Source organism: Amycolatopsis sp. NPDC043887 (assembly GCF_056435665.1).
This window is the reverse complement of the sequence record NZ_JBWKEB010000011.1, coordinates 20,749-40,250: the sequence shown is the minus strand read 5'-3', so window position 1 is coordinate 40,250 and position 19,502 is coordinate 20,749. Positions and strand designations below refer to the sequence as shown.

Genomic DNA, 19,502 nt, shown 5'->3' with positions numbered 1-19,502 from the left:
CTTACCGGCAAGCTCACGTAATCGTTTTCACGCTTTTCGGCAGCCAAGGTCACGGTGCGGCTTCGAATCTGCGGTTTCACTTCTCGTTCACCATTCGTTTAGATCGAGATTGTTGGATGCAAGGGCCTCGCAAACGCGAGGCGAGACGTTCGCCCGGCGTGTGCCGGGGACCAACGCAGGAGGCACTTCAGTGACCATCCGCCAGTTCAAGCGGGCGCGTATGGCGGCCGTTGTCATGGCAGCCGGATTGACCTTGGCCGCTTGCGGGGGAAGCGACGAGCAGCCCGGCGCCACCGGGACCGAGCAGAAGGCGTCCGGCCCGGTCGTCATCGACGGGTCCAGCACCGTCGAGCCGCTGACCTCGGCCGCGGGCGAGTTGTTCATGGGCGAGAACCCCGAAGCCAACGTCACCGTCGGCACCTCCGGCAGCGGTGGCGGGTTCAAGAAGTTCTGTGCCGGCGAGACCGACATCTCGAACGCGTCCCGCCCGATCAGCGAGTCCGAGAAGAAGCTGTGCGCGGAGAAGAAGATCGCCTACACCGAGCTTTTGGTGGCCAACGACGCGCTGAGCGTGGTGGTCAACAAGGACAACAGCTGGGCGTCGTGCCTGACCGTCGAGCAGCTGAAGAAGATCTGGGCTCCCGGGTCGACGGTGAAGAACTGGAACGAGGTCGACCCCTCGTTCCCGAACGAGCCGCTACAGCTGTTCGGCGCCGGTTCGGACTCGGGCACGTTCAGCTATTTCACCGAGGTGATCAACGGTAAGGACGGCGCGAGCCGTACCGACTACAACCCGACCGAGGACGACAACGTCACCGTGCAGGGTGTGTCGGCGACCAAGGGCGCGCTGGGCTACTTCGGGTTCTCCTACCTCGAGGCCAACGCGGACAAGGTCAAGGCCGTGCAGATCAACGGCGGCAGCGGCTGTGTCGCGCCGTCGTCGCAGGCCGCTCAGGACGGGTCTTACAAGCCGCTGGCCCGGCCGTTGTTCATCTACGCCTCTGACGCCGGGTTGAAGAAGCCGCAGGTGGTGAAGTTCACCGAGTTCTACCTGCAGAAGAACGAGGAGATCGTCAAGGCGGCGAAGTTCATTCCCCTCACGGCCGAGCAGCTTAAGACGGCGCAGGCCGAACTGGAAGAACTGAAGAAGAAGGCCGGCGGGCAGTGACGACCGGCCCTGTCACGGCGGGCTCCCCCGGCACGGGGAGCCCGCCTCCGCCCGAGCGCCCGATCGATCTGCGGGCGCAGCGCAGCCGGATCGGTGAGCGGATCATCAAGGGTTTCCTGGCGGGGTCCGCGCTGCTGTCCATCGTGATCACGATCGGGATCGCGGTGGCGCTCTTCGCCCCGCTGGTCGAGTTCTTCGGCAACGTCAGCCTCGGCGAATTTCTCACCGGCACGACGTGGACGGCCGGGTTCGGCGCCAAGGACTCATGGACCGACAAGGAGTGGGGCGTCCTGCCGCTGGTGCTCGGCACGTTGAGCACCACGGTGATCGCCCTGCTGGTGGCGGTGCCGCTCGGGCTCGGCGCGGCGATCTACCTGTCGGAATACGCGAACGCCCGCGTGCGGCGGATCATCAAGCCGATCCTGGAGATCCTCGCCGGCGTCCCGACGGTCGTCTACGGCGTGTTCGCGCTGACGATCGTCACCCCGATTCTGTCGGACGTGTTCGGTGCGCAGATCTTCAACAACCTCTCCCCCGGCATCGTGATGGGCTTCATGATCGTCCCGACCGTCGCGTCGCTGTCGGAGGACGCGATGTCCGCGGTCCCGCGCTCGTTGCGGGAGGGGTCCTACGCCCTGGGTGCGAACCGGATGAAGACCACGCTGCGGGTGGTGTTCCCCGCGGCGCTGTCCGGGATCGTGGCGGCGATCGTGCTCGGGATCTCCCGCGCGGTCGGGGAAACGATGATCGTGGCGATCGCGGCGGGCAACCAGCCGCAGTTCACCTTCGACCCGCTCGTCGGCGCGCAGACCATGACCGGGTTCATCGCCCAGGTCGCCAGCGGTGACGCCCCGCAGGGCAGCCCCGTCTACTACTCGCTGTTCGCCGTGGGCGCGTTGCTGTTCGTCCTCACGCTGGTGATCAACATGATCAGCATCACGCTGGTCCGCAAGTACAGGCAGGCCTACTGATGACCCTGACCTCGATTCGGCCGACCGAACGGCTCACCAACGGCCGCCGCACCGACACCCGGTCCGCGGCGTTCGCGTTCCTGCTGTGGGCGTGCCTGGCGATCGTGTGCGCGTTCCTCCTCGCGGTCCTGGTGGTGATCATTTCCGAGGGCGTGGCCCGGTTCGACTGGAACCTCGTGGCCAACCAGCCCTCGAAACTGCGCCCGGCGACCTCCGGGGTCGAGTCGGCGATCTACGGCACGCTGTGGGTCATGCTGGGCACGATCGTGCTGGCGTTGCCGCTGGGCATCGCGGCCGCGATCTACCTGGAGGAGTACGCCGACAGCGACAAGTGGTGGAACCGGCTGATCGAGCTGAACATCCAGAATCTCGTCGCGGTGCCGACGATCATCTACGGCATCCTGACCCTGGCGTTCATCGTGCGCGGCCCGATCTCGGTCGGCCCGGTCGTGCTCGCCGGCTCCGTGGCGCTGGCGCTGCTGATCCTGCCGGTCATCATCATCACCACCCGCGAGGCGCTGCGCGCTGTCCCGCGCGAGATCCGGGACGCGTCGCTGGCGCTCGGTGCGACGCAGTGGCAGACCACGTGGCGCCAGGTCCTTCCGGCGGCGATCTCGGGTATCGCGACCGGCGCGATCCTCGCGTTGTCGCGGGCGATCGGCGAGGCGGCGCCGCTGATCCTGGTCGGCGCGACCGTGTTCGTCACCGTCAACCCCGACGGCATGCTCGACCGGTACACCGTGCTGCCGGTGCAGATCTTCAACCTGATCAAGCTGCCGGAAGTGGAGTTCCAGCACCTGGCCTGGGCCACCATCCTGCTGCTGATCCTCATCCTGCTGGCCATGAACGGGATCGCGATCTGGCTGCGCAACCGCTTCCAGCGGAACTGGTGACGGACCGGAAAGGGGACCACGAACCTCATGACACGAGCGGAGCAGACAGGCGTGAGCAAGCATGACCAGCCAGGAGCGCGACTCGGCGAGCAAGGCGAACGCCTGCTCGTCGAACTGGCACACCACCAGGCGCCGGAGGCACCCCAGAACGACCCCGACGGCGTGATCACCGCACGCGACCTCGGTGTCAGCTACGGCGACTTCCTCGCCGTCAGCGGAGTCGACCTCGCCTTCGGCAGCAAGGAGATCACCGCGCTGATCGGGCCGTCCGGGTGCGGGAAGTCGACCGTGCTGCGCTGCCTGAACCGGATGAACGACCTCATCCCCGGCGCGAAGGTGCACGGCCGGGTCGGCTACCACGGCGTCGACATCTACGAACCGGCCGTCGACGTCATCGAATTGCGCCGCCGGATCGGCATGGTGTTCCAGAAACCGAACCCGTTCCCCAAATCGATCTACGAGAACATCGCCTACGGTCCCCGGGTCACCGGGATGAAGCCGGACAGTATGGACGAGGTCGTGGAGCGGGCGCTGCGCGGCGCGGCGTTGTGGGACGAAGTGAAGGACAAGCTCAAGCAGAACGCGTCCGGTCTCTCCGGCGGGCAGCAGCAACGGCTGTGCATCGCCCGCGCGATCGCGACCTCCCCCGAGGTGATCCTGATGGACGAGCCCTGCTCGGCACTGGACCCGATCGCCACGGCGAAGATCGAAGACCTGATGAACGAGCTGGCGAAGACCTACACGATCATCATCGTCACCCACAACATGCAGCAGGCGGCGCGGGTGTCCCAGCGCACCGCGTTCTTCACCGCCGAAGTCACCGACAACGGGGACCGGATCGGGAAACTGGTCGAGTTCGACACGACCGAGCACATCTTCAGCAACCCCTCCGACCCGCGGACCGAGGCCTACATCACCGGCCGGTTCGGCTGAGTCATGAGAGCAGACGTCGTCGTCCACGGGTGGGAGTCGGACAACTCCCAATTCCACCTCCGCCGCCGTGCCTGCACGGCGGCATGCCGGGACCTGCCCGAACGGCTCGCGGTGCTACTGGTCGAGCAGGACCCCGAGGTCGTCCAGCAACTCTCGGAAATCCTGGTCGGGCAGCCGGTCGAGATCCGCAGCTGCGCCGACCCGGCCACCGCGCTGCTGGAAGTCGGCCGCACCTGCCCGGACGTCGTCCTCCTCGGCCCGGCGACCGGACGGCTGGACGCGATCGACTTCCTCGACATCGTCCGGCGGCACGAACCCGACCTGCCGGTCGTCGCCGGCGCAGGGGCCGGTGCCGGCGAGTTCGCCGCGAAAGCCGCCGAGATCGGGGTCACCGCGATCGTGCCCCGCCCCTACCGGCCGCAGGAACTGCTGCGGCTGCTGCGGTCCTTCGCGCCCCGGCCCGAGAACGTCGACCTCCGGCCGATCGTGCTCGACCTCGGCCGACTCCGGATCGACGGCACCATCCCGCAGTTCTGGCTCGACGGCGAACTGGTGTCCCTGCCGCCGATGGAGTTCCTCCTCCTGCGGTACTTCGCCGAACGCGTCGGCGCGGTCCTCACCCGCAAAGACCTGATCGGCGCCGTCTGGGGCGAGGCCAGCCGGGCCCGCAGCAACACCCTCACCGTCCACATCATGCGGCTGCGCAAACGCCTCGGCGACAACGAACACGATCCACAGTGGATCAGGGCCGTCCGCGGCCTTGGCTATCAGTTCACCGTCCCGCTGCCCGGCGCCGCGCTGCCTGTGCAGGAGGGTTCCCCCGACGGTTCACCGGGCGTTCACCAAGTTTGAGCATGATGTCACCCATGGCTGTGGGTGAACTCGACATCAACGGGATCGCGGCGTTGCCGCTGTCGGCGATCGGCGCCGACGTCCTCGACCCCGGAGACGCGACGTCCGCCGCCGCCCTGTTCAAAGCCCTCGGCGACCCCGTCCGGGTCCGGCTGCTGACGCTCGTCGCCCACTCACCCAACGGCGAGGCCTGCTTCTGCGACCTCGCCGACGAGTTCGACCTGCCACAGTCCACACTGTCGCATCACGTCAAGATGCTGGTGAAGGCCGGATTGCTGTCGCGGGAACGCCGCGGCACGTGGAGCTGGTACCGGGTCCAGGACGAGCCGCTGGAGATCATGACCGCGCTCGTTCGCACCCACGGCATGTTCCGCCCTCACCGGGGCACGCCCACCCGGCTCAGCAACTGCGACTGAATACACCTGGGGCGGCCCCGATGATTCGGAACCGCCCCAGGCAGGGTTGGCTGTTCCCCTGACCAAACCCTCCACCGGCCACAAGGCCGAGGCTTTTCTCGTTAGTCGCCGATCCGGCCGCGGCCCTCGCGGCGCACGCTGATCACCGACGGCCGCACCAGGTTCCCCGGCCCGTCAGGCCAGGTCGAGGCGGGCTTCTCCACCGTGGCGCCGTCGACCTCGCCCGGATGCTGCACGGCGACCAGGATCCGGCGCTCGCCGATGATCGGCCCGCAGGTCTCCGCACCCAGCGGCACGGTGAGCAGCTGCTTGACCTGCCCGCGGTAGCGGCCCTCGACCGCCACCCCGAACAACCCGTCGTTCGACTTGAGCGCGTTGCCGTCGGTGGCGATCCACAAGTTGCCGTACCGGTCGAACGCCAGGTTGTCCGGACACGAGACCGGGCTCACCTGATCCTTCGGGAAACCGGCGAAGTAGGTGCTCGGGTCGGCCGGGTCCCCGCAGACCAGGAACAGCCGCCACCGGAAACTGGTCGCGGCCGGGTCGTTGCCCGACTCGAGGACCTCCATCACTTGGCCGTGCCGGTTGCCGGTGCGCGGATTCGCCTCATCCGGACCGGCCTTGCCCGCCGCGCCGCGGTCGGAGTTGTTGGTCAGCGCGATGTAGACGGTCCCGGTGCGGGGATGGGGCTCGACATCCTCCGGACGGTCCATCTTGGTCGCACCGACCTTGTCCGCCGCCAGCCGTGTGTAGACATACACCTCCTCGGCCGTCATCCCGTCCACAAAGGATTTCGTTCCGCTGGCCAGCGGAACCCAGGAGCCGGTGCCGTCGAACTCGCCGTCCGCCGGGAGTTTCCCGGAGCCGTCGATCTCGGCGGCGGGGCTGTCGCCGGCGAACTTGGCGACGTACAGGGTTCCCTCGTCCAGCAGTGTCGCGTTGTGCCGCCTGGCGGTCTGGCTCGCACCGTGCTTGACCCGGTTCTTGGAGACGTACTTGTAGAAGTAGTCGAACCGCTCGTCGTCGCCCATGTACAGCACCACCCGGCCATCGCGGGTCAGGCGCGGCTCGGCGGCCTCGTGCTTGAACCGGCCCAGCGCCGTGCGCTTCCGCGGCGTCGACGTCGGATCGAACGGGTCGATCTCCACGATCCAGCCGTGCCGGTTGACCTCGTTCGGCTCCTTCGACACATCGAACCGCGGATCGAACCGCTCCCACTTCCGCTCACTCGCCAGCCCGCGCAGCCCATACCGGGCCAGCCGCTGCCTGGTGACCGGGTCGGTCACCAGATCGGCGTTGCCGAAGTACTGGTTGAAGTTCTCCTCACCCGAGAGCACCGTCCCCCACGGCGTCATCCCGCCACCGCAGTTGTTCAGCGTGCCCAGCACCGTCTTCCCTGCCGGATCCGCCGACGTCCGCAACAGCACGCTGCCCGCCGCCGGCCCGGACAACGCGAGCGGCGTGGTCGCGGTGACCCGCCGGTTCAGCCGATGCCCGCGCACCGGCGTCAACCGGTCACCGCGCCGGTCCTCGTCCAGCACCAGCACCGACAACCCGTGCGCCGCCCACGCGATCTCCACCTGATCCCGCGTCGGGTTCGCCGCCGAGTACCCGGCGAACATCAAGTTCTCGTCGGTGTACTCGTGATTCGCGACCAGCACCTGCCGATGCCGCTCCCACGGCAACTCCAGCAGCGCCAGATAGTCGCAGTTGTAGCCGAACTGCCCGGCCTGCGCCGTCGCGCTCTGCCCAGCCGGGTCGAACGCGGGCGCTCCGGCCAGGATCGGTTCGCCCCACCGGACCACCACCTCGTGGGTGTACCCGGCCGGAACGGACACCGCGTCGAGCTTGTTGTGCGGCACCGGCTCGAACCGCAGCCCCGGCGCGGACCCACGGCCTCCGCGGCCCGCGGCCTCGACGGCGTCCGTCTCAGCCGCCGATGCCATCGCCGGGACACCGGCCGCCGCCACAGCCAGCGACACCACCGCACCGGCGCGCAGAACCCCGCGCCGGGACAGGGCATTCGTGATCACGTCACCGAGATACGGGTTGTCCGACGTGTTCGGCGCGGGATGGAAACACGCGTCACCACACCGGTAACGACAGGTCAACGCCGTCCTGCCACCGTCATGCGCGGCGAGCAACGGCAGCGGAACAGTACGCCGAGCGGGCTCGGGACGAGTCGGCACAGCACCTCCATGGCAGTCAGTTCGGGATCGAAGTGGCCCACTTGGAACCACAAATCTCGATGCAGCGACGCTATGTGCTGAACGAGCAGCCCCGGCAACAGAAGGGTGAACACATGGCGAACCCTGCCTGGACGAATCGGCCACGCCGTCGACCCGCTCGCTGGATCGTCGCCACACGAATACTCGCTGTGCTGGCCTGCGGCGCTCTCGCCTTCGCCGCCCTCAGCCACGCGGGCGCCGAGGACCGTCACGCTGTCGTCGCTGCGGCGCTGGTGATCCTGCTCGGCTCCGCGTTGGGCGCCTGGCGATGCACCGACGACCGCCGCGCCCGCAAGACGGCGACTAGCGACTCGCGGACCTTCTCCGCCTCAACACCGAAGTCCGTCACGACCTCCACGGGCTGACGTCCGGGTGATCCCCTGGACGAAACATCCGGTGCTCACGCGATCTGTCGGTTCTGCGAGGACAATACCCAGATGAACATGGACAAGGCTTGGGCGATCAACGAGCTATATGAGTTCATTGCCCATACGCGGTTTGAGCCGGCCCTCGACCCGCCAGGGGTTCGCTCGTTCATACCGCGGGTCAAGACGGTGAGCCCACTGGCGGATGTCGTGGCCGCGGCTCATGTCGTTGAGCAAATCTTCAACCGGGTCATCCCGAACTGGCGTACTGAGGTCCCCAGCGACCGCAACGAGACTGTCAACCGCTGGTGCCAGCACATCGAGGCAAGCCATCGAGCCCTGGCGGTCCTGAAACGCCAGGCTGAAGTCGAGGAGAAGCTCGGCGACAACGCGCCGCAACTTAACGCGGGTAACCTTCATCCCTGGGCCTGGGACGGCGCTCGATCACTTTGGCAGAGCGGTCACTTCCGGGAAGCTGTCCGTGCGGCCTGCGTCAAGATCAACGCTGAGACCCAGAACAAACTCAACCGGTTTGACATCTCCGAATCAGACCTGTTCGCCCAGGCATTTAGCAACGACCCACCCCAGCCTGGAAAGCCGCGACTTCGCGCCATACCCGACAACGGGTCAAAGACCTTCACCAGCCTCCACCGCGGGATCCGCGCCTACGCCGACGGCTGTTTCGGCGCCATCCGCAACCCGCTCAGCCACGTCGAAGGCGAACTCCCCGAGAACGAAGCCCTCGAACAACTCGCCGCGCTCAGCGTCCTCGCTCGATGGGTCGACACCTCCACTCTCGAAACATGAACTGGACAATCCCAGCCACACGCAAACACACCCAGCTCCGACGCCACGTCGGTGACCACGATCACCATCGCCTGAACTAGCGTTGCGTCATGGCCGACCCCACGCCGTTCCTCTCCACCATGACCGGAGCCAGCGCCGGACTGGTCGCGATCATCGGCGGTCTACTCGTCAACCGCTTCATCGGTCTCGACAGCGAGCAGCAGGGCGCCCAAGCCCTCCTGGACCAGGCCAACGAACGACTGCGGACCGCTCAAACACGCGCAGAAGCAGCCGAGAAGCAACTCGTCGAGTTCGAAGCGATCGAGTTCATCGCCGACGTCGACGTGCTCAAGGCCATCCAAGCAGGCACCCGCGACCTGGACGAGCTCCAACGAATCGCCAACATCACCACCCCCATCACGGCCGGACAGATCGCTCCCTATCTCGAGATGGCAGCGAACGAGTTCCACCGAGCACGTGCCTTTTTTGAGGATAAGCTTCGGCCAGCAGAGAGTCTACGAGTGGACCAATGGCACCAAATGAACGACTGGGAGGCCTTCTGCCAGAGGAACGCCGCAGCCCTACCGACAACTGATCAGCCAGAAGTCTGGCGACACGCCTTCGCTGCCGCAATCGAGGCTCGAGCCGAAACCGCGCCGCCTTCGCTGCCGAAACCCGGATACTACGGCCAATATGACGCCTCCGACTTCATGGTCGACTACCCGGCTCTGAGAAGCAGCCCAGAACCTCGGCGGATCGCCCTCCAGACTGCTAGCACTGCCGCCAAGCAACAGTTACAGGATGCCGAGAATGAGGCTCGGCGCCATCAAGAGCAACGCGACAAGATCGTTCGACCGGACAAACAGCTCTGGATCGGCATTTGTGTCCTGCTCTATCCCACGATCGTCGGGGTTGTCCTGCCGATCCTGGCTATGAGAGATGGACCGACAGGCTTCACCGGCTACATCCGCTCACTAGCGTTCCTTTTCATCTCGGGCCTGGTCGTGCTCATCGGCTACATGACCTATCTGGCCAGCAGGCTTTCACGTCGCCACAAGCACGCCGCGATGGCGGCGACTCGGCGACCGGAATGATCAAAGTGATCGACGTCGGCAAAGCCGAGCCGCTCGTCAAACGCTGAAGCCGAACTACGCAGCTTGAATTGGTCATCACTGGTCCGCCACGATGAACTTGGCCCTCTCGTAGAGCTCATCGAACGTAATAATCTCAACATCTGTGATTGCCCGACGGTAAAACTCGAAGGACGAGAGTCGCTGCGGGTTGACCTGGCCAGCCTGCTCGAACTGCCGCATGTCGCCAATGACGACGACCTGCTTGGGACGCACTGTCGAGTACTCGATGTCTGTCGGCGTGCCGTCCCTCTCGTAGTGCCGCCGTACGTACTCGAGGATCCCGCGCAGTGCCTTGTCCGCGGTCTTCTGCACTTGAGACACTGCGCCCGTTAATTCCTGGGACGCCTGATAGACGTCTGGCTTGCGATACGGCTTGCTCTCCAACAGCGGCGTAGCGTGCGTCTTGATCTCACAGAACAGCAGACTGCTGACGAGACCTCGGGACCGAAGCACGGCGTCACTGCGTTTCGCGGCACCATGGAATAGGCTTCCGCCGGTGGCATAGCGTTCCAGCTTGCCATCGTCGAACGACTGACAGGCGACGAGATTAAGGCCGTACCCGAAGATCCATGGGTTCCTCTCAAAGAACTGTTCCCAAAGAGCTTCTTTGCCGTCGCGACCGAGTGCGCCACGTTCTTGCTCGAAGAATGCTTCATCGTGGAGCAGTCGAGGAAAGTACTCAAGCTGGGCTTTGCGGTTGGTAATGAGATGAATGTCCGCCTGCGTGAGCGAGCTGCCCAAAACCGTACGGACGGCTTCGAGCACGGTGGCGCGGTCGACATCCTGAAGTTGCTCGGCAAGCTGAACGCTGTCTGCGCTCACCACCTTGAAATCGTTAGCTGGCAGCTCAATTCCTTGGAAACTTTGCAGAAAGTCGATAAGCTTCCAGAAGTTCTTGTAAGCATCGGAGGTGTCGACTAGCGCCTTGACGCACCTCACACTCTCGTCGTCGGCGACTTCTACTTCCACTGGCGACTTGTTCGCCTTCGTCTTGTCCTTCTTCCAGAACTTGATCCTCGGCGAGTAGCCACCTTCCTTCTTGATGAGGAAGACACTGCAGAGGGTGGCGACCTGTGGGCGGTTCTCAATGACGAAACTTTTGATCAATCGATGATGCTTGTTGTCATAGAAGTAGTGAAAAGTCCCATCGGGCCCAGCTCGCACTTCAAGGGTGGAGAAGTCCTCGGTTTCGACGTCAAACTCAGTAGCCGGAAAGGCTAGCCGGATACCTCGCGTGAAGTTCGGTTGCATCGGCTTTCTCCCAGGGATAATTCAAGCAGGGCGCGAGGGCATCCCGTTGGCGTTGACAGGGGCGTAGACCATCAGTCGCTCTCGGTCGTTCCACTGTTACGAGTTCACCGGTGAAGAGCTGAGCCGGCAGGTCGTACTCGCTTGCACGGTTCGAAGGCTGGTCGTCCAGCCGTCAGCCTGTGCGGACTCCGCCTCGGAAGAACTTCGTGGTCGCCTTGCGATAGGTCTGCCCGGATCGGGCGAACTGCGCGGTCCAGTAGTCCTGGATCGAGTTGATCACCGCGACTATGGCGCAGGCACGATTCCGGCTCGCGTCGGCGCCGGTGCGGCATTCCGAGGAGAGCGAGGTGTTGTCCGATCTGTCGGCCGGAGTCGATGCCGGACAACCCTTGTCCGCTCGGTGATACCCCGCCGAACTGTGAGAACAGGAAGTACACCACGAGACCCAGCACGCCGAGTCCGCCACCGCCCATGGCTACCCGGCCACCGACGCCACGCTGATCGTCGACCTCGGAGACGCCGAGGCTCGCACCTTCGTCGAATCGCACGCGTCACCTGCCTGGCCATGAAACGGCTCTGCGACCACACGATCCCCATCACCGTCTCCACACCGAAACCGACACTGATTTCGGCAGATCACTCCTTTGGCCGCGCACACGGTGCCACGCCCGGAGTTACGTTGGGTAGTTCACATGGACGGATCGGGGAGGTCCGATGACGCAGCTTCCGATGTTCGGCCAGCCACCCGACACACCCACCGCCAAACCGGCGGGTGACCAGGCTGTCACGTTGCAAGTCCTGGTCACTGTCAAGGCGGCGCCCAACCCTTCCGAGAAGTACGGCGAAACGGTCTGCGTGGCTGGGCTCAGCCTCGACCCGCACCGTCCAGGCTGGATCCGCCTCTACCCGATCAACTTTCGCGAGCTCGGCCCCGATGCGAGCTTCGCGAAGTACGACGTCGTGTCGGTCGAGGCGGTACCGGCCCGGCAGGACAGCAGGCAGGAGAGCTGGCGACCGCGGATGCCCACCCTGAAGGTGGGGAAGCACCTGACCAAGTGGGCACACCGCCGCCCGTGGATCGATCCGGCGATCAGCGAACAGACGACGATGTGCCGCCTCATTCGCGGCGCCACCATGAGCACACAGTCACTGGCCCTCATCCGCCCGAAAAGGATCACCGCGCTGCGGATAGCGCGACATCAGGGCTGGTCGAAGGCCCAGCAAGCCAAGATTGACACCTACGTCGGCCAACTCGATCTCTTCGGTGACGAGGACCGGACGCCGCTACGGGCACCGCGGTTCGCCGGCACCTACCACTACGAGTGCGAAGAGCGCGATTGCAACAGCCACAAGCAGGGATTCATCGACTGGGAGTTCGTCGCGTTCCAGCTCCTGCGCCTCGGCGGCATGAACGACGCCGAGGCCGCACAGCGGCTCGAGCAGCGGTTTCTGCACGAGGTCTGCTCAGCTGATCGCGACGTCGCCTTCTACGTCGGCAACGTCGCGGCGCATCCCCGGACGTTCAGTGTCCTCGGCGTTTACTGGCCCCCGCGGTCAGTTCCGAGGTAGACGGCCTGCGATCTCCGCCAGCACGACGTCACGATGACACCGCCGCTGATCAGCCTCGAAGCACAGAACGGCGACACGTTCACCAGCAGACAGGCGAGCGAGTTCATCCAGACTGGCCTGAGCCTCGGCGTTCTCCAGCAGCTCTACGTACCGATCCTTCGCCTGCTTGAGCTCGGTCTCGTCACCAGCGAAGCCGGCACGATTCGTCTTGACGTTCCCAAGCTCACGACGGTGGTCGTACTCGATTCCGGCCTCAGCCAGCGCAGTACGTAGCGCCGTCTTGCTGAATCCCCGCTTACGCGAGATCGGGGTCAACCTGACATCGACCAGACGCGTCACGCCACGCTGCACGAGACCGTCAATGAACTCGGAGATCTCCTGCCCCTCGTATCCGACGCCGATGGCGCCGTCACGAAGCCGGGTCACGCTGCTGGTCATGCCCACACCCTGTCATGACACCGCCCGTCGGACGACCCCAACCCCACTTCCCTTCCACGCGGACTGCTCGTCGGCAGCCGACTCAGCCGGCCGGTAACAGGTCCGATAGTCCAGTACGCCTCGACAAACGGCGGATCGTCGCCGACCTAGCGCAGGCTCGCTGTGCCCGTTCCGCTGTCGGAATCGGCTGTGACGGCAGACCATTCGAGGTAGGCGCCGCAGTTCGGGCAGAACGTGTCGCTGAGATGACCTGATGAGCCGCAGCCGGAACACACGACGACACGATCGCTCTTCGTCCCGCCGGCCTGCAGGCTTGATAGCCCCATCGGCGCCAAGGAAGGGAGAACTTGCGTATGCCGCTGGGCAGCACGCAGCAGTGTGACGTCTCCAGTTTGAGGTGGCCACCGAGGTCTTTGCTGCTGAGCGCGTCGAACTCGACTTTCAGAGATCATCGATCCTCGGCGAGGATTGCCCCCGTCGCTGCCTGAATGTCGTGGGCTTCGAGGGCACTTAAGCAGTCAAGGATAAACGGGAAGACTTGGTCGGGGGCAACCGCCGAGTTAGCGAGAAGCAGAGTGCGCATGTGTTTGGCTGCTGCAGGAAGTGGGTCGGTGCCAACGCCGGCCGGGTTGTCCACAGGTAGCCCCTCCGTGAACGCGGCCCGGGTAGCGAGGACCATGTCCCGCGCAAGGTCGCCACGAGCCTGGAGCGCAACCAGGTTTCCCGCCAGAAGCAGGGCTCCTGTCTCGACCGCAGCTCGCGTGTTGGGACAGCGCATTACTGCTCCAAACACAGCATTCTGAAGCCAGGCGGCGACATGATCGGGACTCTCCCGGTGGCAAATGCGCAGCATTTGGGTGGCAAGTTCGACCGTTCGTTCTATGTTCACCCACGTTTGTGGTTGAGCTAAGCAACTCGCCGCGCTACCTGCTTGCCAATTCTCTTCTGCGGCTATTCGCTGGAGCCGAATTGGGTCCGGATCGATGTTTCCGATGCGTTCGCGCATCAAGGTGTCAAGCATAGATTCGTAGCTAACGGAGGAGATCTCACCATCCTCGAAGAGGCGTTCGAGAACAGCTATGGTTGAGAAGGTGGCAACCCCTAAGTCTCGTAGTACAAGGCGGGCTGCAGCGTCGTCGCACCAGACTGCGATCTTCTCCAGTGCACCTAGGTGTACGACTGAAGCATGTGCCGCTACCTGCCGGAGACCTCTGGACGACTCCGGATGAATAGGGCGGCGTGACAGTGTGCCGAGCAGGCCCTGCATGGAGGCAAGGCGACGCTTGACGATCGCGGTCTCCTCCTCACCCGGTTCTGCAATTCCCGGCCCCTTGGTATCAGCATTATAATAGAAAACGCCTTGCGTTCGACGGAGGTCTTCCTTGAACTGCCTAGCATCTCGAGCAAGTTCTTCCGTGGTGAGTACACGACGGAACACAGACAACGCAGCTCTCCATGCCTCATGAGGCAAGACGCTCAGGACGGCGACAGCCGACCCATCGATGGCTACATCCAAGTCCACCGAGGCGCGAACCGTGTCTTCGCACACCGCCGATTCGCGCGCATCGGGGTGCACCATAGGAAGAACACCCAGGCCACGTCGTATCAGTATCTCGCTGTAGGTTCGCCCCGTATATTGCGCGAGAACAATGAGAGGCTTCTCGCCTCGGACGAACTCTCGACTGAGCCGACGCCGCTCCGTCAGGCGCTCGGGCGTAGGCCGCACTACGTCCGTCACAGCTTGGATGAGAAGTTCGTCGTCAGTGGTCCGTATCCGCCGCAGCAAGGGGCTTTCGGGCCAACGTTCGAAGAACAGTTCGAGTTCCTGGTGGTACTCCGCAAGGAGGTCTGCTGGCACTGGCTCGTTCGACGAGCTGTGCATCATCACTGACAATAAGATCGAGGCGCTGAACTCTTCATTATCTCGGTGCAGTCGTAGTATGCGCAAGCTTCCGCGGATCAGGGTTGCAGGGTCGGAGAAGTTTCGATGCAGATTGACCCACATTTGGCCTTGCACCGGCGAGTCGGGGCGTAATTCTTCTGGCGCATTACGTAGGACGTCCCATGCTTCTGTCATCTTGTCGAGAATAATAAGACTGTTGATCAGTGACCACCTGGTCGAACTGTCACTTGGTTCTTCACGCAAGATCTGGCGACAGTATTTGATAGCGCGTTCAAGATCGGGTTCGTCGAGCGCAAGCTGGGCGGCGAACTTCAAGACGTCGGTAAACTCGGGCCAATCGGGATCGCGGTCATGGATCAATGCGGTGACGATTTCTCTGGCTTGCTCACTTTGACCGGCGCGTGCGTGCATGATCGCTGCTTGGAGCTGCAGGTACGGGTCGCTGAAGTCTTCCGCTGCGTCGAGCAATGTTCGCGCGGCCGAGTCGATGTCGCCCGTAGACCGGTACGCCTCGGCGAGCGTCATGGCCGCGGTGATGGATTCGCGACGCCGAGCCCGTAGCGCGGCAATAGACCGGCTATAGTTACCGGCGTGAATCTCGGCGGTCGCCTGGATCTCAGCAGCCATGTCCGGCTGTGTCGCCCGTAATTCGTCTAGCCGTGGAAGTTCCGTCGCGCCGGTACGCGCCAGACCATTCAGCGCCTGGCTCAGGTGGAAACTATTGTCACCGGCCAGGTTGATGGCTTCGCGCCAGCGAGGTGCACTGTTCTCGTTCTGAGCTTGGGCGCGCAGGGCCCCGATGAGCTTCCGGTGAAACGGTGAGGTGACATTGGAGATCGCTAACTCGGCGATGTCGAACCGCTGACGCTGGACCGCCGCCATCGCGACCTGGATAGCGACGTCCGAGTTCTGAGACTCCACCTCGGTCGCGTCACCGCCGTGCTCGACCGGAAGACCGATGCGGAGCACGGCGTCGAGGTCGCCGCGCATCGCTGCCGCTTCACATGCCGCAGCGGCTGCGCTGGCGCTGTCGCTGCGGCAGGCTCGTCGATCTTGCCGTACTCGGAGAGCGATCTCCTGCGCCTCCCGAAGATCGCCGAACAAGATCTTCGTCCCGCGTTGCCGAGCGAGCATGGTCAGCTGCCTGGAGCGCCACAGTGCAACCGCCGGGTACCATCCTTCGTCCAGAAGGTGGCTTGACACCATCAGAGCCTGTGCGACGAAGCCTGGCTCGACACTGTCATTACTAGGATTTCCCAGCGCGAGTTGGATGGACATCACCGCCTTGACGGCGTGGTCGGCGGGGTCTTCCGGGCGCCAGCCCTCAAGTTGCTGGCGAGCGTCCTCGAGGCGTGCGTCCAGCATCGCAGCGACAGCACGCGCGAAAGGATGTTCCAGCGGTCCAGTGTTTGACAATCGCGCGTTAAGGGAGGGCGCCGGTTGGTCATCCAGTACCTCGGCGAAAGCGGCGCGGGCCACCCAGAGTTCACGAGGCGGGCATTCCTGATCGGCGAGAGCGGTGAACAGGGCGATCTGCAAGTGCGGTAATCCGTAGGCACCGGAAAGTTCAGCAGCGGCGATTTGGGTGTCCCACCCGGCATGTGCGAGCCAGTCAGGCAGGCGCTCGCTCCACTGTTCGAGGATACTCCGCGGTGTCGGCTCGTCCGCCAGAATGCGGATGAGGCGGCGGGCGCTGGCCCCGTCTTCGTTCACCGCTTGATTTAGGCGACCGCGCGTGGAGACGGGTAGCCGATCAAGACGTTCTGCAAGGAGTCGTGCCTCTGGTGTCGCAGCACCCGCTGATGGGGATGTTATCGCGGTGCGCTGTTCGATTTCGTTATCATACAGAAAATCCCAAATATCTTCAGCAACTATTTCTCGATGAATAACTTCGTCAGCATATTGCAACAGTATGCGCCGCGCCACACGCGGATTGCCTGTGGCCAGCAGCTTGAGCTTGGTCTCGATGAGGTCATCGAGATGCTCATCATCGATGGTCACGACACGGATTTGCGCCAGAAATTGATAGGTATCGGCGTTGTCTACGCCCCATGCAGCACCCAGCAGCTCGAAGTTTTTTCGGCGGCCGGACGCCAGGAACTGAGCCTCGAACTCCTCGAGGTTGATCGCATCGCGAGCGCAGGCACACAGTTGCCGTAGGTCGTCTGCGCTCGTGGTCGAGGAGAATGTGCAGATGTCACCGTTTCGCAGCTTCGGGAGCCAGTCTCGTAGGAAATTTTCGTTAAGGATTGCGGACAGTGTCCATACGCCCGTACTGCGCTGGCGTTTCGACTGGGTCCACCTTGTCTCCGACCGGTGGCGCAGCCGGAATTCGGCGCCTGCGCCAGCGTCACCAGGCACTTCCACCCGAAGCGTGGTGGCATCGCCCATGAGGATGTCGAGCATAGCTAACACTGTGAATCGGCGTTCGTAACCGTTGCCAAGCTTGTCTGCGGCCCCACCTGGCAACGCCATGCCCATGTATACCTCGCGACAGTTCGACACCCGATGCTGCTTACTCTGTGAGTTTCTACACGCTACCCCGACACATCTGGTCGCGTCCGTGGCGCTGACACCAGCCAGGCCCCGATCGCCTGCCGGAAGCTTTCAGCCTCGGCTACCCGCACTTCGAGCAGCAGGTCGAACTTGTTGCCCCACGTGCCCGAGGGCTGGCGCCCACGCCCCTTCACGTGAGGTGAAGTTCGCAAGCCCCGGGAGGGGGCTCCCGCAGTGTCCCGGCTCCAGCCGCTGGGGCCTCCTCGCCAACTCCACCGAGTCGGGCGTCCTCGGTCGCCATGTTTTTGAGCTGTCGCCACCTTCGCCGAGCCAGGATAGAGGCGCCGCGTCGGCGTTCTCTCGGAAATTGTCGTACCACCCGATATCCTGGAGCACGACAGCGGCTGCTGTCTGGAGAGACGAGGTGCGAGATGTCCGCGACCACAGTCGAGCTGACGCGCGAGCAGATCATCGCGAACATCGACCGCGTCACGCGTGCCCGCCTGGGCCGATCCGCGGCTGATGTCGTGCGCGCCTACCGCGCCGGGAAGCTCTCGGACGCGGGACGCGTCGGCGACGCGCTGGTGCTGGCCGACCTTCTCGACCCATCGGACTCGCTGCAGTCTGCTGCTGCCGAGTGACCCCGGACGCCGCCAAGTACAGCGCGCGAGCCCGGCAGCTCACCCGGGAGTACATGGCCGGCACGCCGAAGTCGTTCGACGCTTTCCGCGATCTCATGCAGCTGCTGCTGAGCTTGACCGTGATTGCCGACAACGAGTTCGTCAACCTCGCGGGCCTCCGCGATCCGACCCGCCGAGTACTCGGCGGCAACGGTGGCCCCACGTCTCCGGTGCGGCTGCGCGACGGCCGGTGGCTAAGGGTCGCGTACTCACTTCACCTGACACCCCACGTCGGCAAGGAGATGCGGCTCAAGATCGAGCAGTCGTCGGTGCAGTACCAAATCAACCAGTTCGACGACGATGACGGTGGCCTGGGTGAGATCTTCCGATACGACTACCTACGCGACGACGACAGCGGGCACCCTCACGCCCACATCAACATCCACGCGGACCTGAACGAACCCGGGGTGCTGAAACCCGGAGCGACCTTGGCCCGAGTACATTTCCCCACGTCACGGGTATCGCTGGAGGCCATTCTTCGGCTACTCATCGGGGGCTTCAAGGTGGAGACGGCGCAGCCGCCAGAGGTCTGGCAGCCGGTGCTCGCAGCCAGCGAGATGGAGTTCCAGGAGATCGCGCACCGACCGCAGCCTCCGGGAGCATGACCTCAGCGTGGTAGCACGGCGGCCCGTTCGGGGTGTGCGGCATGCAGGTAGCACATCGTGACTGAGCCCTGAACCAAGGTGCTATCTGGAGCAGGGGCGCCATGAGGAGGTGGCCGCGATCCGGACGCAGTGGGCGAACCGGACAGACGCCGCCGCGATCGCCGCATACCTGCAGTCCGTCCGCGGCCGACGACAACGGCTGGGTCCGCGAGGAGCCCGCCACCGACAAGCCCAGTCCAGCCACTGGAGCAGGCCCAGCGTCGACGCCAGCAGCTCCTACCCCGGACGCCGACAACGGCGATTCCGACGGGGAAGTCACCTCATGGCAGTAACCGCGTTGGTGTTCCTCGGCGTCTTAGCCATCGCGGTCTTGGGCGCCGTGGTCGTGCTGCGTCTCGCGCTGGCGCACGCGCCGAGCTTGTCACGGGAGAAAGGTTCGGGTGTCGTCAATGCTGGCGGGATCTTAGCTGGATCATGCAAGACCAGTCTGATGCAGCTTGATCAGGAACGCGGCAACACCGCCCATGGCCGTACCGGTGCCGAGCACGGTGCGGAGGACCTGGAGTGCGTCTTTGCGCCGGTCCCGATCGGGCTGGAACAGCGCGACACCGGCCGCGGTCACGGCTGTGGCGATAACGAACACAACCCACACGATCAATAAGATCAACATTTTCTGGCCCTCACACGCTTCGCGCCTCGCAGGCACGTGCGCCTGCCCCTCCACGATGCGGTGCAGATCCGCGGTCTGTCATCTCACCAGCTTTTACGGATAGACTGCTCTGCAGAGGACACTGTCGACGACTAAGCCACTCTCT

The 19,502-nt window shown here is 64.3% G+C and carries 17 protein-coding genes and 1 pseudogene; 13 read left to right on the top strand and 5 right to left on the bottom strand.

Features of this window, described 5'->3' with window-relative positions:
• Nucleotides 1-190 precede the first annotated feature (190 nt).
• The 6 genes from AC069H_RS27575 to AC069H_RS27550 all read left to right on the top strand — a co-directional run bounded on the left by AC069H_RS27575 (nt 191) and on the right by AC069H_RS27550 (nt 5,233).
• Nucleotides 191-1,168 (top strand): PstS family phosphate ABC transporter substrate-binding protein, encoded by a 978-nt coding sequence (locus AC069H_RS27575; RefSeq protein ID WP_478230611.1) that lies wholly within the window; start codon nt 191-193, stop codon nt 1,166-1,168.
• Nucleotides 1,165-2,139: a phosphate ABC transporter permease subunit PstC gene (gene pstC, locus AC069H_RS27570; RefSeq protein WP_478230612.1), complete on the top strand. Its 975-nt coding sequence runs from the start codon at nt 1,165-1,167 to the stop codon at nt 2,137-2,139. The genes AC069H_RS27575 and pstC overlap by 4 nt, the downstream gene beginning before the upstream one ends.
• Nucleotides 2,139-3,032 (top strand): phosphate ABC transporter permease PstA, encoded by an 894-nt coding sequence (gene pstA, locus AC069H_RS27565; RefSeq protein WP_478230613.1) that lies wholly within the window; start codon nt 2,139-2,141, stop codon nt 3,030-3,032. The genes pstC and pstA overlap by 1 nt, the downstream gene beginning before the upstream one ends.
• A gap of 162 nt (nt 3,033-3,194) precedes the next feature.
• Complete coding sequence (gene pstB, locus AC069H_RS27560) at nt 3,195-3,965, top strand: phosphate ABC transporter ATP-binding protein PstB (protein WP_478230628.1); 771 nt, start codon at nt 3,195-3,197, stop codon at nt 3,963-3,965.
• 3 nt (nt 3,966-3,968) lie between these two features.
• Nucleotides 3,969-4,817 carry a response regulator transcription factor gene (locus tag AC069H_RS27555; protein WP_478230614.1) on the top strand — a complete coding sequence of 283 codons (849 nt, stop codon included), beginning with the start codon at nt 3,969-3,971 and terminating at the stop codon, nt 4,815-4,817.
• 14 nt (nt 4,818-4,831) lie between these two features.
• Nucleotides 4,832-5,233: an ArsR/SmtB family transcription factor gene (locus tag AC069H_RS27550; RefSeq protein WP_478230615.1), complete on the top strand. Its 402-nt coding sequence runs from the start codon at nt 4,832-4,834 to the stop codon at nt 5,231-5,233.
• A gap of 101 nt (nt 5,234-5,334) precedes the next feature.
• Here AC069H_RS27550 and AC069H_RS27545 read toward each other — a convergent pair whose 3' ends face one another.
• Nucleotides 5,335-7,179, bottom strand: a complete 1,845-nt coding sequence (locus tag AC069H_RS27545) for a PhoX family protein (protein WP_478234408.1) — start codon at nt 7,177-7,179, stop codon at nt 5,335-5,337.
• Nucleotides 7,180-7,535: 356 nt separating this feature from the next.
• On the opposite strand from AC069H_RS27545, the gene AC069H_RS27540 reads away from it, so the two are divergent.
• From AC069H_RS27540 to AC069H_RS27530, 3 genes are all read left to right on the top strand, one after another.
• Nucleotides 7,536-7,826 carry a hypothetical protein gene (locus AC069H_RS27540; protein WP_478230617.1) on the top strand — a complete coding sequence of 97 codons (291 nt, stop codon included), beginning with the start codon at nt 7,536-7,538 and terminating at the stop codon, nt 7,824-7,826.
• Nucleotides 7,827-7,898: 72 nt separating this feature from the next.
• On the top strand, nt 7,899-8,633 hold the full coding sequence (locus AC069H_RS27535) for a TIGR02391 family protein (RefSeq protein WP_478230618.1): 735 nt from the start codon (nt 7,899-7,901) through the stop codon (nt 8,631-8,633).
• A gap of 89 nt (nt 8,634-8,722) precedes the next feature.
• The gene (locus tag AC069H_RS27530) at nt 8,723-9,706 is read left to right on the top strand and encodes a hypothetical protein (protein WP_478230619.1); all 984 of its coding nucleotides are present in this window, start codon (nt 8,723-8,725) and stop codon (nt 9,704-9,706) included.
• Nucleotides 9,707-9,781: 75 nt separating this feature from the next.
• Here the strand turns inward: AC069H_RS27530 and AC069H_RS27525 are convergent, their stop codons facing one another.
• Together AC069H_RS27525 and AC069H_RS27520 are read right to left on the bottom strand one after the other, a co-directional pair.
• Nucleotides 9,782-10,996 carry a Shedu immune nuclease family protein gene (locus AC069H_RS27525; protein ID WP_478234299.1) on the bottom strand — a complete coding sequence of 405 codons (1,215 nt, stop codon included), beginning with the start codon at nt 10,994-10,996 and terminating at the stop codon, nt 9,782-9,784.
• Nucleotides 10,997-11,171: 175 nt separating this feature from the next.
• Nucleotides 11,172-11,544: pseudogene (locus AC069H_RS27520) on the bottom strand (neutral zinc metallopeptidase); the annotation flags it as partial.
• Between the two features lie 166 nt (nt 11,545-11,710).
• On the opposite strand from AC069H_RS27520, the gene AC069H_RS27515 reads away from it, so the two are divergent.
• Nucleotides 11,711-12,565, top strand: a complete 855-nt coding sequence (locus tag AC069H_RS27515) for a hypothetical protein (RefSeq protein ID WP_478230621.1) — start codon at nt 11,711-11,713, stop codon at nt 12,563-12,565.
• On the opposite strand, the gene AC069H_RS27510 is transcribed toward AC069H_RS27515, so the two are convergent.
• Together AC069H_RS27510 and AC069H_RS27505 are read right to left on the bottom strand one after the other, a co-directional pair.
• Nucleotides 12,551-13,003 carry a DUF488 domain-containing protein gene (locus AC069H_RS27510; RefSeq protein WP_478230622.1) on the bottom strand — a complete coding sequence of 151 codons (453 nt, stop codon included), beginning with the start codon at nt 13,001-13,003 and terminating at the stop codon, nt 12,551-12,553. The two genes, AC069H_RS27515 and AC069H_RS27510, sit on opposite strands and share 15 nt — an antisense overlap.
• A gap of 448 nt (nt 13,004-13,451) precedes the next feature.
• Nucleotides 13,452-17,312, bottom strand: coding sequence for a hypothetical protein (locus tag AC069H_RS27505; RefSeq protein WP_478230623.1), 3,861 nt, complete (start codon nt 17,310-17,312; stop codon nt 13,452-13,454).
• Between the two features lie 521 nt (nt 17,313-17,833).
• Here AC069H_RS27505 and AC069H_RS27500 point away from each other — a divergent pair.
• From AC069H_RS27500 to AC069H_RS27490, 3 genes are all read left to right on the top strand, one after another.
• Entirely contained in the window at nt 17,834-18,043 is a 210-nt protein-coding gene (locus AC069H_RS27500) for a hypothetical protein (RefSeq protein ID WP_478230624.1), read from the top strand.
• A complete protein-coding gene (locus AC069H_RS27495) occupies nt 18,040-18,687 on the top strand; it encodes a hypothetical protein (RefSeq protein WP_478230625.1) in 648 nt (215 codons plus the stop codon). The genes AC069H_RS27500 and AC069H_RS27495 overlap by 4 nt, the downstream gene beginning before the upstream one ends.
• Nucleotides 18,688-19,009: 322 nt before the next feature.
• Nucleotides 19,010-19,348 carry a hypothetical protein gene (locus AC069H_RS27490; RefSeq protein WP_478230626.1) on the top strand — a complete coding sequence of 113 codons (339 nt, stop codon included), beginning with the start codon at nt 19,010-19,012 and terminating at the stop codon, nt 19,346-19,348.
• The last annotated feature ends 154 nt before the right edge of the window (nt 19,349-19,502 follow it).

Bases quoted from the DNA above. Each gene is read 5' to 3' on its own strand.
- pstA (WP_478230613.1), top strand. From the start codon at position 2,139: ATGACCCTGACCTCGATTCGGCCGACCGAACGGCTCACCAACGGCCGC.
- AC069H_RS27555 (WP_478230614.1), top strand. From the start codon at position 3,969: ATGAGAGCAGACGTCGTCGTCCACGGGTGGGAGTCGGACAACTCCCAA.
- AC069H_RS27550 (WP_478230615.1), top strand. From the start codon at position 4,832: ATGGCTGTGGGTGAACTCGACATCAACGGGATCGCGGCGTTGCCGCTG.
- AC069H_RS27545 (WP_478234408.1), bottom strand. From the start codon at position 7,179: ATGGCATCGGCGGCTGAGACGGACGCCGTCGAGGCCGCGGGCCGCGGA.
- AC069H_RS27540 (WP_478230617.1), top strand. From the start codon at position 7,536: ATGGCGAACCCTGCCTGGACGAATCGGCCACGCCGTCGACCCGCTCGC.
- AC069H_RS27535 (WP_478230618.1), top strand. From the start codon at position 7,899: ATGAACATGGACAAGGCTTGGGCGATCAACGAGCTATATGAGTTCATT.
- AC069H_RS27530 (WP_478230619.1), top strand. From the start codon at position 8,723: ATGGCCGACCCCACGCCGTTCCTCTCCACCATGACCGGAGCCAGCGCC.
- AC069H_RS27525 (WP_478234299.1), bottom strand. From the start codon at position 10,996: ATGCAACCGAACTTCACGCGAGGTATCCGGCTAGCCTTTCCGGCTACT.
- AC069H_RS27515 (WP_478230621.1), top strand. From the start codon at position 11,711: ATGACGCAGCTTCCGATGTTCGGCCAGCCACCCGACACACCCACCGCC.
- AC069H_RS27510 (WP_478230622.1), bottom strand. From the start codon at position 13,003: ATGACCAGCAGCGTGACCCGGCTTCGTGACGGCGCCATCGGCGTCGGA.
- AC069H_RS27505 (WP_478230623.1), bottom strand. From the start codon at position 17,312: ATGCTCGACATCCTCATGGGCGATGCCACCACGCTTCGGGTGGAAGTG.
- AC069H_RS27500 (WP_478230624.1), top strand. From the start codon at position 17,834: ATGTCCGCGACCACAGTCGAGCTGACGCGCGAGCAGATCATCGCGAAC.
- AC069H_RS27490 (WP_478230626.1), top strand. From the start codon at position 19,010: ATGGCAGTAACCGCGTTGGTGTTCCTCGGCGTCTTAGCCATCGCGGTC.